Here is a 13,785-nt window from a genome sequence, read left to right on the forward strand (position 1 = left end):
CGGGGGATCTCGCTGGATAGCTGTGAAATGTGCATATGGGTTTGCTTACTTCTCTCTCAATCTTGTTTCCAGGAACTATAGAAGTAAAGAGGGGGAGTGTGTATATCTGTGTCCATAGTGACGGTGGTTGGGGCAGGTCTTGCTGGGAGTGAAGCGGCTTATCAGTTGGCTCGGTGTGGTGTCAAGGTGCGGCTCTATGAAATGCGTCCCCATAAACGAACTCCTGTGCACCGCACGGATCGATTTGCTGAGTTGGTGTGTAGCAGCAATTCGTTGGTATGTAGCAATTCATTACGTTCCGACGAATCGCAAAATGCCGTGGGTATTCTCAAGGAGGAAATGCGGCGATTGGATTCCCTTATTTTACAGGCGGCCGATCGGGCTTTTGTATCTGCTGGATCGTCATTAGCCGCTGACCGTGAGCCATTATTTACAGATTATGTAACGGAAACCTTATGCAGCCACCCCCTGATCGAGGTGAGACGGCAGGAACTGACTTCCTTGCCTGAGGAGGGGTTGGTTGTTGTGGCTACAGGTCCCCTGACAAGCGATTTGCTAGCAGCACAGGTTTGCCAGTGGATAGGGGAAGGTTATTTATCCTTTTATGATGCAGCGACCCCCCTTGTAACACAGGAGAGTATTGATTGGGACCAATCTTTCATTATGGAATCCTGTTACAATCATAGGGAGGCAAATTACGTTCATTGTCCCATGAGTGAGGAGGAATTTACTGCTTTTCGGGAGGCCCTTATGATGGCGGAGGTGGTGGAACCGGAGGAATTTGAAAATTTCGAGGACTGTTTGCCTGTCGAAATCCTAGCAGGCCGAGACTCCAAAACATTGTTGTCTGGCCCCATGAAGTCAGTGGGTTTGGTAGATCCTAGAACAGGGAGGCAACCCTTTGCTGTAGTGCAACTACGACAGGATCACCAGGCGGCCACGCTGTTCAACTTGGTGGGATTCCAGACCCGTTTGAGGTGGGGGGAGCAGAGACGCGTGTTTCGAATGGTTCCTGCCCTAGCGGAGGCGGAGTTCGCTCGCTATGGGGTAGTACATCGTAATACCTTCCTCTGTTCACCCGCCCTGCTTGAGCCAACGTATCAATTACGGGTACGACCGGCTTTATTCTTTGCAGGACAACTTACGGGTGTAGATGGGTATGTGGAATCTGCTGCTTCAGGATTGTTAGCAGGTATTCAGGCTGCCCGTATGGCACAAGGTCGGGCCCCCATGGTTCCTCCATTGACAACCGTTATGGGGAGCCTGGCCCATTACATATCCAATGCCGATGAGGAGCATTTTCAACCCATGAATGCCAATTTTGGTCTCCTCCCACCGCTTCCTTATTCGATATCCAACAAGAGGGAGCGGATCGCTGCTTTTTCTGAGCGGGCTCTTCAAGACATTGGAAAATTGCAGGAGCAAGTGTGCTTTTCTTAGTTGTAGGTGTTGAAGTAGTTTTCCATTTTCCTAAGGGGTAGGGTGAACCGTTTGTTGCTAAATTTTAGGTGAGGGGAAACGGGAATCATTCTGTGGGTAGGATGTCGAGACGATTGTGGCAAGGAGGGGCCGACTGCCGAGTTGGACCTTTGGGGTCCGAAAGAGCTATGGTAGGCGGTACAACAGCTTCATGGAGAACTTGGGGTAGCAGGAAGAGAATTGGTTGAGTTGAAAGATGAGATTTCTAACGAGAAACGTAATCCCTGTGAAAACTGCCCATGGCTATGGGTGTCCTATTTGTGGAGGGGGGTCGTAGAAGGAAAAAGCAAAAAAGAGAGGACCTTTTATGAATAGGATTGCTACCCAGAGTGTGGGTTGCGCTTTGGGAAAAACCAAGGAAGCACTCTTGTTCATGTTGTCAGAGCATGACGGAGGGGTATTGGTACTTTTTCATTTTATTTTCATTTTATTTTCATTTTAACTTTGTCGGTTCATAGAGGGATTGCAGTGAGAACTCCCGCTGGATAGCTGTGGAAACATGCATATGAGTTTGCCCACTCCTTTTCCGGTCTTGTCTCCAGGAACTATACAGGAACTATAAGAGTAAAGAGGTGTATATCTGTGTCCATAGTGACAGTAGTTGGGGCAGGTCTTGCTGGGAGTGAAGCATCTTATCAGTTGGCCCGGTGTGGTGTTAAGGTGCGACTCTATGAAATGCGTCCTCATAAACAAACTCCTGCGCATCATACGGATCGCTTTGCTGAGTTGGTATGTAGCAATTCATTGCGTTCCAACGCCTTGCAAAATGCCGTGGGTATTCTCAAGGAGGAAATGCGGCGATTGGATTCCCTTATTCTACGGGCGGCCGATCGAGCCTCTGTACCTGCTGGATCGGCGCTTGCCGTTGATCGGGATCAATTCACAGGTTGTGTAACGGAGACCCTATGTAGCCACCCCCTGATTGAGGTGAAACGGCAGGAGCTGACCTCTCTTCCTGAGGAGGGACTGGTTGTCGTGGCTACGGGTCCTCTGACAAGCGATTCGCTGGCGGAACAGGTTCGTCGATTGACGGGGGAGGATTATTTATCCTTCTATGATGCAGCGGCCCCCATTGTAACGCAGGAGAGTATTGATGGGGATCAATCCTTTATGGCGTCCCGTTACGGCCGTGGGAAGGCGGATTATGTGAATTGTCCCATGAGTGAAGGGGAATTTGCTGCTTTCCAGGAGGCTCTTCTGATGGCGGAGGTGGTGGAACCAAAGAAATTTGAAAATTTCAAAGGGACTACCAAAGGGACTACCTATTTCGAAGGATGTTTGCCTGTCGAAATCCTAGCAGGAAGGGGTCCCAAAACATTGTTGTTTGGCCCTCTGAAGCCAGTGGGTTTGGTAGATCCTAGAACGGGGAAGCAGCCCTTTGCTGTGGTGCAACTACGACAGGATAACCAAGCGGCCACGCTGTTCAACTTAGTGGGATTCCAGACCCGTTTGAAGTGGGGGGAGCAAAGACGCGTGTTTCGAATGGTTCCTGCCCTAGCGGGGGCGGAGTTCGTTCGCTATGGGGTAGTACATCGCAATACCTTCCTCTGTTCACCCGCCCTGCTTGAGCCAACGTATCAATTGCGAGTACGACCGACATTATTCTTTGCAGGACAACTTACAGGTGTAGAAGGGTATGTAGAATCTGCTGCTTCGGGATTGTTAGCGGGTATTCAGGCTGCCCGCATGGCACAGGGTCGTGCTCCCTTTGTTCCTCCATCGACAACTGTGATAGGAAGCCTGGCTCATTACATATCCAATGCTGATAAGGAGCATTTTCAACCCATGAATGCCAATTTTGGTCTCCTTCCACCCCTTCCCCGTTCGATATCCAACAAGAGGGAGCGGATCGTTGCTTTTTCTGAACGGGCCCTTCAAGACATTGGAACATTGCAGGAGCAGGTGTGCTTTCCCTAGTTGTAGATGTGGAAGTGGTTTTCCATATCTTTTCATCCCAAGGAGCACTAGACGATTGCGGCTTTCCTGGGGAGCGAGGATGGAAATGTGGATTGCTAAATTTTAGGGTTCCGCTGAGGAGAAACAGAAGCCATTTTGTGGGTATGATGTCAAAGCGGTTTTGGGGGGCTGTGCTTATAAATTGGGCTTTCGGGCTCAGAAAACTCATGGAAGCGGTTGTGTATGAAGGTGTTGGGATGAGATGAGCAAGGTGGGATCACAGGTATTTGATTTTCTTATGCGAACCGATTTCTCTCGTATTTTGGGGGTAACCCAAGAGGAAGCCACAGTGACTATGTCGTTGTGACTATGTCGTTGCTATCTATGATAAGGAGAGGAGGGTACATACTTTGATTCGGCCCCCGAGGTGATAGGCAAACGTGTCGGGATCCGGAATGCGTACGAGGAGGTATTCACATAATGGATAAAGTATGTTACATTTGTATGTGAATGTTATTATGGAAAATTCAAATGGACTTTAGTTACCATTATTTCTAAGGAGGTACTATTTTTACTATGAAAATAAGGGCAAAGTTTATTCGCAGGTCGTTGTTGTTATCGTTGGGGGGATTGTTTTCCGCAATGTCCCTGCTTCCCTCCTCCCAAGCAACCTCAATAAGGAGGCCATCTGTAGCTCATGATACTGCTTCAGGTGATTGGGGTTGGCATCGGAATACTGAGAACGTGTCTGTTCCCAGAGATGCAGATTATGGGAAGAGTATTGGCTCCATCCCTCAGGGGGCCATCATCGAGCCATCCCCCACATATCCGAATCCACCCACCAATGAATGGAGGGAGGTTCCCTCAATTTTTGATCCCAATTATGTTCCCAATTCAAGACCCGCTAAGGGGAAGGGCTCCGTTAGTGTCAAAATTGTCGATAAGTTGAATAAGGGGGCGGCGTATCGGGCGCCTAGTAGGAAATCTTATAGTGATAATTCTTGGATCATGGATGAGAGTGTGGATCCTAGTGAGAAACCTTTGCCCAAGATTGATTTTGGTACGCCCGGTCTCCAGGATTATGGGGTTGATTGGGGGCCTAATAGGAAGAAGGACGATGCTGGGAAATCTTGGCCCGCGGATTATGGGGTTCATTTTGGGTTTAGGAGGAAATAAAGTAGGGATAATAACAGATGGATATATTTTTATTTAAATAAATTTTATGCAATGAGGGGGGCGAACAGCCCTCTTCCATATAATGTTTTATGGGTCTGAGGATAAAATCCCCCTTCCATTCATGATTGTGGAGGGGGATTTTGGTTTCTCCCATACGCTCACCGGAAAACCTTTCTTCTCCATTCTTCTGTTGGGATTGTTGATAGGGATAAGGAGGTAAGTTCATTCTTTTCAAATAGATGGTGCTGGTGCTGGAATTAAAAGTCAGTTGATTTGGTTTTTTCCGATATTAATTATATTTCAAAATGATATATATTGATTGCTAACAGTTAATGAATTACTTCTGTATAATATGTATGGATAATTTGTAATGTAAATAAAAAATTGAATAGTATGAATGTTTTGGTCTAGATATGTGTGAAACGTAACGATTATGGTTGGATTTCTACTATAACCATGGAAACTCGGTTTTTGAACCCATGAGCGCGGAAATGAATGCCTTATTCCGCACATCTTGGCACGCCAAATAGACCGGCCTATAGTTCCAATTATTTTATGAATTTTTTAAATTATTAGATATGCTCATCACGATATGGCTTCTCTCCTTATTATTCTTATAAATTTTACTATATATTCGGAGACTTGAGATGTGTTATACGCTACACACTTTGCGAACATTGTCAACCTAGCTCTTCGTTCACCACGCACCTTAAGTCGGCGAGCTCCGTAAGCATTTTTTAGTGCGGAGCAAACGCCCTCAATGGCCGCACGACTGTTCCCTGCTTCCCTATATTTTGTCTCCTCCAATTGATCTCTTTGCTCCGCCGCCGAGTACGTTCGGTCGGTTAATCTTATGGTTCTTCCCCCTGTTTTGTTGAGTTTGCCAATGCACTGATCCGCAAAGGGGCACTTCTTGCAATCCTCCCTGTTGAAATAAGTCACACTGGTCCCGCTCCCTGGTTTTCTCCCTGGTTTGTACTGGCTGTTCTCGGGTTCCTTGTTTGCCACGCATCGTGTAATTTCCTTTGTTCTTTTGTCTCGCACAAACGTGCTTGCCCTCAATTTATCGGGGTTCTCCCTTCGGCCCGTCATATTGGTGAAGCATAGCGAAATACCCTTTGATTGGGCAAGTTCGCTTATCTCATGGCTGTAGTACCCCCCATCGGCACACAACCGCATTCCATCATGGGGAACCCATGTTTCTATGTACTCCTTCGCAAAGGCCGTATCTGGATGAAGGGAACCTTTCATATCAAAGAAGGAAATTAGGCTTACTCCCTTCTCTCCATCACGATCCTCTACGATTTGTCCGGAATATCCCCCTGTTTGTTCTTCTTCCTGTACTGAGCATCAGGATCATAAGGGCTTTGTAGACTACCAGAACGCACCTTGGAGAGCATCCTGAGATTTCCTTGTTCATCCTCCTCAGTTTGTTCCCAGATCACCCTTTCCAGCAATGCATACTCCTTGGTTGATCTGATGTTGTCATAGTGGGAGACCTGTTCCCTTACAGCCAAGCAAACCCCAATTAGCTCTGCAGTCCTATGATCCCTTGTTGTTGCCCCTTTTTTGGGGGGAAGGGGAGGCTGATAGCCCAATGATTGCCGACTATCGATGTCTGTTAGTTTACACCCCTTCTCCAGAAAAACCCCCCACTCCGCGGGGAGGGGAATCAGGAGTTCAGCCGAGATACAAACCACATTTTTCGCCACCAGATAGATCACGTCATTACGGGTCAATTTCCTTATGTTGCTGTTGATTAGCGTGCTATCCATTCTACGGCAGGTGGATGTCATACCTACTATTGACTTTTGGAAGGTGGTAAAGTGCTGAAAGGAGTCCCGTGTAACATTGCATTTTGTTTTCTCCTCGTATGCCAACAACCGTTTTCTGCCTTCGTATAATGTTCTCCTACCTATAAGGGGCTTTCCTTTTTTGCCCCCCAGAGCTTCAAAGAACACTCCTTCCCGTGGAATACGTTCGATCAATTCCCTGTCTGTCCACCCAAAGGTTTCTTTAATGGACTCCAGGATTATGGTAAAAAGGATATCCTTGCAGGGTTGACCGATAGTATTATGATAATCGGCATATGTTTCCTTGTACCATGAAGCATGTTTCTCATAATACTCGCAAAGGGTTGCAAGTTTAATTTCTTCCTTGGTGGAACACCAGCGCCACTTATCCGCGAAGCATTCAATCCATTCCTCTACCCCTTCCAAGTTCGACTGTTCTATGGTACAATACCCTGAGACCATCTGTTATCAACCTCCCTTTATAGTGGGTATAAAGAGGATTGTATAGGAATAACAGATGGTCTTCAAGTTTCTTTGGGGGTATTTTTCAGGCAGTACATATAAAGTTGTTTCGAATATACGTGAGGAAGATAGGTTCATGTCCTATTTTGTCTATATATTCTGAATATTATTATAATATCGGTAGTCCAACCATAATTATGAAACCGAGCTTCTATAGATAGTATGATTTCATAAAAGTTTATGTAGTTATTTTTTATGAATCCACAAAGGCCCACTTTCTATTTTTATTCGAACCTCAGGAAACAATTGTGAACATTTTTAACAGCACTAGCACCATAGATAAAAAATTATTTTCTTGCCCCTCCCGCGATAACACGGCAGCATATTATTGTGGGTGTGAACCTCTGAACAAGGTTTTTAGAGGGTATTTTCCTCACTGCCTCAGAATTATTAGTCAGGTATTTAGGCTGCTCATATGACACAAGGTCCCTTGGTTCCTCCATTGACAATCGTTATGGGAAGTTTGGTTTATTACATATCCAGTATCCATGAATGCCAATTCTGGCCTCCTTCCGCCGCATCCTCGGCCGATATCCAACAAGAGGAAAGCGGATAGCTGTTTTTTCTGAACGGGCTCTCCAAGATATTGAAAAATTGCAGGAGCAGGTGTGTTTGTCCTAGTTATGGATGGGGGCAGTTTTTCATTAAAGGGAGTTGATTATGGGGAAACCCTGGATTCTAATCGGTTTGGTGTGGCCCGCGGGAGCGGATTGTGTACAATCTATGACCGTCCAAATCATTCCGGGTCGTGAACAGGGGATCCGTATCTTTTCAGCCCAGGGAATATGAGAGAATTGCGGCTCTTTTGAGAGGCGAGGGGGACATTGATTACCAAATTTCAAGGTTTTGATAAGGGGAAACAGAAGCCATTCTGTAGGGATATGATGTCAAGGCGGGGCTGTGCTTATAAGTTAGGCTTTCGGGCTCAGAAAACTATGGAAGCGGCTGTATGAAGGTGTTGGGACGGGTAAGGTGGAATCACAGGTGTTTGATTTTCTTATGCGAACTGATTTCTCTCGCATTTTTGGGGTAGTCCAAGAAGAAGCCACAGTGACTATGTTGTTGCTAAGGGGGGACACGCCCCCACCCAGTCCCTGGGGTGGTAGGTAAACGCGTCGGGATCCGGAATGCGTACGAGGAGGTATTTACATAATTGATAGAATGTGCTATACTTACATAGAAGTATGGTTCTTATGAATTTATGTATATATATTTACTATAACTTCTAAGGTGTGTGCTATTTTACTATGAAAATAAGAGTAAAGTACATTTGTAGGTCGTTATTGTTACCGTTGGGGGGACTTTTTTCTGTAATGTCCCTGCTTTCTCCCGTTCAGGCGTCGCACTATATTGGGGAAAGTGTATTTCGTGACACTACTGGGTGTTATTACCATTCTGGTAGATGGATTCATCCTGATGGCGACATAGTTGATTTATCGAGGAGACATTGTAGTGGGAATTGGGTGGGATACGCCTGGCCGGAGGGTCCCCGTACAAAGTGGAATTCATACCCATCCTGGCAGTATAATCAGTACCCATCCTGGCGGTATAATCAGTACCCATCCTGGCAGTATAATCAGTACCCATCCTGGCAGTATAATCAGTACCCATCCTGGCAGTATAATCAGTACCCATCCTGGCAGTATAATCAGTACCCATCCTGGTAGTATAATTAGTACCCATCCTGGCTGATATAGTCATACTTGGAACGGGTATACAATGTCCATATACTATCTTTTCCAGCAGCATTCGAACGGGTAATGTACATTCCCCCCGAAGGAATTTTTGGCCCTCCGGGGGAATATTCCCCCACCCTGATTAGGAATCCGGATAGGCCCCTGCGGATTCGGGGGCCCCGCTAGGGGCTTTTTTGACCCGACACCCTATGAGAGGGTTGGCTGAGATGCCATCCCTACTCGACGTGAGAGACTTGGCTGAAATGCCGGGTCTACTCGACAAGGTAAGATCCCTTATATTCTTGATGATGTGAAAGCAAACAAACAAACAAGCGCGTTGGGGAATCCCGATAGAGCAAACTTAGTATAGGTAGGGGCTCGGTCCATGACAATAACTGCTGGATCAAATTCCTATAGGTGGTGATTTTACCTCTGGTAGTCCGTAAGTTCCTCATATTTTCGGCCCTTTGTCACAGCCAATACGGACCCAAGTTTTGTATCATAGGTATAGCTTGCGTGGTTCTTACCTTTCCTTGTCGATGTATCATCTATACCGATGGTCAAACAACGTCCCTGTTCCCTGGCCTGCCTAATGGCCTTTTCCTCAAGTTCTTTTCTCTTTCTAGGAAGAAATTCATCAAAAAATAGGGTATAACCTGTTCTCACCGGTATTCCATGTAATCTTGCTGCTTTCGCTGCTGAAGATAGTATTGCCGTTGACGAAAGCATTTCCTTACAAAAGTCTGCATATTTTTTCCCTTTCCCAACAAATACATACACATGGTTGAATTTGTCTTCGCAGTAGTACATTTCCATCGTTGGGGGTTCATAACAGATTCAATTTCCCATAAGCCAAGGATGCCGTGTTTTATTTTTCGTTTCTTATCGAATCCCGCTCTCACCAATTTTTATCCCAAGTTTCCCGAATCTTCACAGGAATACCTGATTCCCGGGGATGGACGGTTGGCAATGGACTTCAGGATATAACGAATTATCATTTTATCTGATCTTGTGGGTCCTAATTTCTCTATTTTCATGATTTTCACCTCGTTCGAAAAGAGGGGCCTTGGGAAATCCGGTTTTCATCCCGATAACCCCTTATTTCCTGATAGAGGGTGGGTTGCCTATGATTATAACATATAAAACTTAAATTTTATAAAAATAACGTATATGTCCTACTGTGTTCCCGCAAGAATACCTTGGAATACAGTGGGAGGGAATCCAGATCTAAGCAGATATAAACACAGAAACCTACCACGATGCATTCGATCTATCGAACCATGGTTCAACCCTCACTCCTGCTGGGATCGAACCCCCAGGTCCGATGATATACGGCCAAGATCCAAAGTGTTTTACATAAAAGGAAACTCAGCGAATGGGACCTGAAAAATTTGCTCAGGAATTCATATCCACAACAGGATGTTGCCCAGAATACGTGTGAGACTCTGTTTACATAACTGATAAAATATGTTATATTGAGAGAGTAGCTTGGTTCTTAATGAATTCATGTTTATTAATTAAGTAGGGGGTACTATTTTTACTATGAAAATAAGAGTAAAATTCAATTATAGATCGTTATTGTTACCGTTAGGAGGATTGTTTTCCGTAATGTCCCTGCTTCCCCCCGCCCATGCGATGACCCATATCGAGAAGGATACACCTCGTGATACATCTGGGTGTTATTACCACGATGGCAAATGGAACCATCCTGACAACGATATGGTTGGTTCACCGAAGAAACCTTGTAGTGGAAACAGGGTGGGTGCTTCTGTTCAGGCGTTGCACGACATCCGGGAAGATAGTAGTACATCTCCTGGTGTTACAATGGGTAAGGATCATGAAGGGGATACCTCTTCAAAGTCCCTACTAGATTCCATTTGGGGAGATAACCTACTAGGGTCCTTACGAAAGTCCCTTTCTGAATCAAACCAGAAACCAGAGGATAAGAATCATGGGGAAGATAATTTTTGGGGGTTCCTACTAGGATCAGGTTCGAATTCTGAATCAGGTTCGAAATCAGAGAGTGGGAATCATACTCAGCAGCTACAACCTCAGCAGTTACACCCTAACTTCCCACCAATACAGCAGCAAGCACACCCTAACAATACAGCAGCAAGCACACCCTAAGAAGGTACTCCTGCGGATCAACAACATGCTATACTGAAGTAAGTAATCTAAGTGAAATCGGTTCAATCCCCGGTTTTTTGGCTTTCACCACGGTCTGATATTTCATGATTCCCCTTATGGGGATACAAGGGAAAGCATCCAAACGGGTGGGTGCATTCCCCCTGTATTTTTAATTATAATTTTTTATTATCTTTATAGACAGAAAATTCCTTCTATTTTTCGTTCTCTCTTATCGAAATTTTAAATAAAATTATGTTCCTTCCCTATCCCGGTGTTTTCCACGCTAAATACCAAAGTAACGGTCGAGTTATATTTGTAATCCTGTCGTCCTGTCAGGGTTCTTGTGAAGAGGAGAAGAAGGAGTTGGGTATGATCACCCATATAGAACACCCAAGGGGCCTTTCATTCCGATAAGGGTTTGAGATTCGATTCTATATCCAACCATGCACCGGTTAGAGTATAATATTCCAGAAAAAAGTAATTTTTAACTACAAATTACCTATATTGATAATGCTTACATATATTTTTTCATTATTACTAAATATTATAATAATTTTTATATTTTTTGAAGAAGCACCGAAGGAGAACAATGCGTACAATTTAAAAATAAATTGATTTATTATAATTTGGGAATCATGCTAGAGGCTTTGGACCCTATGTCCCTGTACAAGATGAATCATAGGGCTATTTTTCCATGGCAAGGTAAAAACAAAAGGTTTGCCCTGATCCCATTACCCCAACATGTGTTACAATAGGCGGGGAAGGTATGTTTGATTATGCCTTAAGCTCAAAGTGGACATGAAAAATATTCAGAAAGGGCAGACGAAAATGTTGAAACTAGAAAACGATAAAAATTATAAGGTTATCCTATATTATCATTACACAAAAATAAGGAATCCAGAGGATTTTGCTGCAATCCAACGCGAATTCTGTATGGCCCACAACCTACGTGGTCGTATTTGGGTCGCCGAGGAGGGAATCAATGGAACCGTATCGGGAACGACCGAAGCAATTATGGAGTATGAGGTTTTTTGAAGCGGCAACCGGGAATGGGAAGCATTCACGTAAAGAGCGATCACTGCGCGGGGCACGTGTTTCCGAAGTTGAAGGTGCGGGTAAGGAAGGAAATCGTTTGCTGGCGGTTGGATCGAGATCTCAATCCGTCCGAAAAGACGGGGAACTATGTAACTGCCCAACAATTCAAAAAGGCCATGCAAGAAAGAGACACTATCATCCTTGACGGACGAAATGGCTATGAGTATGATCTCGGCCATTTCAGGGGTGCTATCCGTGCTGACATAAGAACCACACGTGAATTTCCCGGTTGGTTGCGGAAGCACTTTCGCTTTCCCCCCCATCAGCGTGTTGTCACCTATTGTACGGGGGGCATACGATGCGAAAAATTAACCGCCTGGTTACGGGAAGAGGGATACACCAACGTAGCACAACTGCAGGGGGGCATCATTACCTACAGCCAAGATGAGGATACACAGGGAGAAAATTTTATGGGCCTCTGTTATACTTTGATGAACGAAAGGCTATCCCCGTCAACCGGAAGGAACCCCATGTCATTGTGGGGCGTTGTTGGCATTGCAAAGCACCTGCTGAGACGTACATTGATTGCGCCTATGACTTTTGTCATCTTCAGCATATCGTCTGTCCCACCTGTTGGAAGGAAAAACAGGGATTTTGTACCCCAACGTGCGCGCAAAAACAGGGAACTTCCCTCCCTCGTCCATCATGAAAATCCACGATACAAAAGGAGGGTCTTTCCCACTATAGATAAGCGCATCGCCTCTTTCCCGAGGGTGTGCAAGCCTACATTGGGGCCATGCAGGACGCGGACCGATCTCCCCAAACGATCAATGGTTATGTGTACGATTTTTCCCTGTTTTTTTCTTTCTTGGCACGTGAACAGCTCGTACTGGAGGAGGTTACTGAAAATGTTCTCCACAAATTTTTTCAGGAAATGGGGGGGGATACCAACGAATCCTAGACGTTCCTGTAACCAAACGAAATGCCCAATTGATCAACCAAGTTACCGAAGATGTGCAAAAAACGTACCAGCGTGCAAACGCGCGAAGTGGCAAACAACGGAAACAGTCCTCGTTGCGCTCTCTGTTTTGTTATCTGGTGCGTACAAAGAGACTACCCAACAATCCTATGGAGGCCTATGATCGAACAGCTCTGCAGACCAAGAGAAAAAAAACGCTGCCCACCTTTCTCAGCCGAGAAGAGGCTGTTAGATTGGTAGCTGCCGTAGATTCCTTTCAAACCCCACAAACGAAGGGTTGGCACAGGATGCGGCAATCGGGCCATCTTGATGATGCTGTTGGGAACCGGAATACGGGTATCAGAACTAGTCCAATTACGTTTTTTGCATATACACAAGGTGGAAGAGGAGGGGGTTTACAAACTCCTCATTATTGGGAAAGGTGAGGGGAACGTTGGCTGACCCTACATAAGCGGGCAAGCGAGGCCCTAGACCATTATCTTGTCGTTCGACCTATCGCCATCCCCTTCTTCCCCCTTCTCAGGCAGACATAATTTTTCTCAACAAAAATAAAGGGCCCATGAGTCGCGTAGCATTGGGAGCATAGTGAAGAAATATGCGCTGGAGGCAAACTTGCTGTAAGGGCTTCCGAACTCACACCCATAAACTGCGACATACACTAGCTACATTTCTACTCTCCCAGGGGGAGAATTTGCGGATCGTTCAGGAGATACTGGGTCACTCCTGCGTGAAGACAACGCAAATTTATACTCATGTGGTGGATTCAGAAAAGGAAGAAGCCCTGAGGAAGTTGGATAAGATTTGGTGAAATACCCCCCATGATTTCCACTATTGGGTAATTTTCATGAAATATTTAACTATTTTACGTTAGGTTTTATATTCCCTATTCTATGTCTATTCTTACGTTATTCTGTGTCCAGAGGAAGGGGATTGGTTCTGAATTATGGATCGTGGGTTGTCTCCGAAGAACTAGCCAGTACTAGGCTACATACACAAGACTGTACAAACAAGGGGCTATCCCCCTTCTGTCCGTGAAATCGGAAAAGCTGTTGGATTGAGTTCCAGTTCCACTGTGCATACCTATCTTTTACGCCTTGAAAAA

Annotated in this window: 12 protein-coding genes; 9 read left to right on the forward strand and 3 right to left on the reverse strand. The window is 45.3% G+C overall.

Going from position 1 to position 13,785, the window contains the following annotated elements; genetic code table 11:
- Positions 1-108: 108 nt before the first annotated feature.
- The 3 genes from trmFO (PPRES148_RS10120) (at position 109) to PPRES148_RS10130 (ending at position 4,551) form a co-directional block, all read left to right on the forward strand.
- Positions 109-1,440, forward strand: coding sequence for a methylenetetrahydrofolate--tRNA-(uracil(54)-C(5))-methyltransferase (FADH(2)-oxidizing) TrmFO (trmFO, locus tag PPRES148_RS10120; RefSeq protein ID WP_149454537.1), 1,332 nt, complete (start codon positions 109-111; stop codon positions 1,438-1,440).
- Between the two features lie 615 nt (positions 1,441-2,055).
- Positions 2,056-3,396 carry a methylenetetrahydrofolate--tRNA-(uracil(54)-C(5))-methyltransferase (FADH(2)-oxidizing) TrmFO gene (gene trmFO, locus PPRES148_RS10125; RefSeq protein ID WP_149454538.1) on the forward strand — a complete coding sequence of 447 codons (1,341 nt, stop codon included), beginning with the start codon at positions 2,056-2,058 and terminating at the stop codon, positions 3,394-3,396.
- A gap of 555 nt (positions 3,397-3,951) precedes the next feature.
- Positions 3,952-4,551, forward strand: a complete 600-nt coding sequence (locus PPRES148_RS10130; RefSeq protein WP_149454539.1) for a hypothetical protein — start codon at positions 3,952-3,954, stop codon at positions 4,549-4,551.
- Between the two features lie 585 nt (positions 4,552-5,136).
- On the opposite strand, the gene PPRES148_RS10135 is transcribed toward PPRES148_RS10130, so the two are convergent.
- Both PPRES148_RS10135 and PPRES148_RS10140 read right to left on the reverse strand, forming a co-directional pair.
- Positions 5,137-5,802 (reverse strand): transposase, encoded by a 666-nt coding sequence (locus tag PPRES148_RS10135; RefSeq protein WP_149454540.1) that lies wholly within the window; start codon positions 5,800-5,802, stop codon positions 5,137-5,139.
- Between the two features lie 47 nt (positions 5,803-5,849).
- Positions 5,850-6,806 carry a hypothetical protein gene (locus PPRES148_RS10140; protein WP_149454541.1) on the reverse strand — a complete coding sequence of 319 codons (957 nt, stop codon included), beginning with the start codon at positions 6,804-6,806 and terminating at the stop codon, positions 5,850-5,852.
- 720 nt (positions 6,807-7,526) lie between these two features.
- On the opposite strand from PPRES148_RS10140, the gene PPRES148_RS13130 reads away from it, so the two are divergent.
- Complete coding sequence (locus tag PPRES148_RS13130) at positions 7,527-7,655, forward strand: hypothetical protein (protein ID WP_281289962.1); 129 nt, start codon at positions 7,527-7,529, stop codon at positions 7,653-7,655.
- Positions 7,656-8,968: 1,313 nt separating this feature from the next.
- Here the strand turns inward: PPRES148_RS13130 and PPRES148_RS10145 are convergent.
- On the reverse strand, positions 8,969-9,352 hold the full coding sequence (locus PPRES148_RS10145; RefSeq protein WP_149454542.1) for a hypothetical protein: 384 nt from the start codon (positions 9,350-9,352) through the stop codon (positions 8,969-8,971).
- 732 nt (positions 9,353-10,084) lie between these two features.
- On the opposite strand from PPRES148_RS10145, the gene PPRES148_RS10150 reads away from it, so the two are divergent.
- From PPRES148_RS10150 to PPRES148_RS10175, 5 genes are all read left to right on the forward strand, one after another.
- Positions 10,085-10,669, forward strand: coding sequence for a hypothetical protein (locus tag PPRES148_RS10150; protein WP_149454149.1), 585 nt, complete (start codon positions 10,085-10,087; stop codon positions 10,667-10,669).
- An 828-nt stretch (positions 10,670-11,497) separates the two neighbouring features.
- Positions 11,498-11,704, forward strand: coding sequence for a hypothetical protein (locus PPRES148_RS12660; protein WP_246142992.1), 207 nt, complete (start codon positions 11,498-11,500; stop codon positions 11,702-11,704).
- Positions 11,701-12,846: an oxygen-dependent tRNA uridine(34) hydroxylase TrhO gene (gene trhO / locus PPRES148_RS13435; protein ID WP_425468268.1), complete on the forward strand. Its 1,146-nt coding sequence runs from the start codon at positions 11,701-11,703 to the stop codon at positions 12,844-12,846. The genes PPRES148_RS12660 and trhO overlap by 4 nt, the downstream gene beginning before the upstream one ends.
- Positions 12,847-13,278: 432 nt before the next feature.
- Complete coding sequence (locus PPRES148_RS10170; protein WP_149454545.1) at positions 13,279-13,491, forward strand: tyrosine-type recombinase/integrase; 213 nt, start codon at positions 13,279-13,281, stop codon at positions 13,489-13,491.
- A gap of 180 nt (positions 13,492-13,671) precedes the next feature.
- Positions 13,672-13,785: LexA family protein (locus tag PPRES148_RS10175; protein ID WP_484237562.1), on the forward strand; the 114-nt coding region annotated here is incomplete at its 3' end.

It is taken from the genome of Pasteuria penetrans (assembly GCF_900538055.1).
In the GTDB taxonomy this organism is placed as follows: domain Bacteria; phylum Bacillota; class Bacilli; order Thermoactinomycetales; family Thermoactinomycetaceae; genus Pasteuria; species Pasteuria penetrans.

Coding starts and splice junctions, on each gene's coding strand:
- PPRES148_RS10130 (WP_149454539.1), top strand. CDS start 3,952: ATGAAAATAAGGGCAAAGTTTATTCGCAGGTCGTTGTTGTTATCGTTG.
- PPRES148_RS10135 (WP_149454540.1), bottom strand. CDS start 5,802: ATGAAAGGTTCCCTTCATCCAGATACGGCCTTTGCGAAGGAGTACATA.
- PPRES148_RS10140 (WP_149454541.1), bottom strand. CDS start 6,806: ATGGTCTCAGGGTATTGTACCATAGAACAGTCGAACTTGGAAGGGGTA.
- PPRES148_RS13130 (WP_281289962.1), top strand. CDS start 7,527: ATGGGGAAACCCTGGATTCTAATCGGTTTGGTGTGGCCCGCGGGAGCG.
- PPRES148_RS10145 (WP_149454542.1), bottom strand. CDS start 9,352: ATGTACTACTGCGAAGACAAATTCAACCATGTGTATGTATTTGTTGGG.
- PPRES148_RS10150 (WP_149454149.1), top strand. CDS start 10,085: ATGAAAATAAGAGTAAAATTCAATTATAGATCGTTATTGTTACCGTTA.
- PPRES148_RS12660 (WP_246142992.1), top strand. CDS start 11,498: ATGTTGAAACTAGAAAACGATAAAAATTATAAGGTTATCCTATATTAT.
- PPRES148_RS10170 (WP_149454545.1), top strand. CDS start 13,279: ATGCGCTGGAGGCAAACTTGCTGTAAGGGCTTCCGAACTCACACCCAT.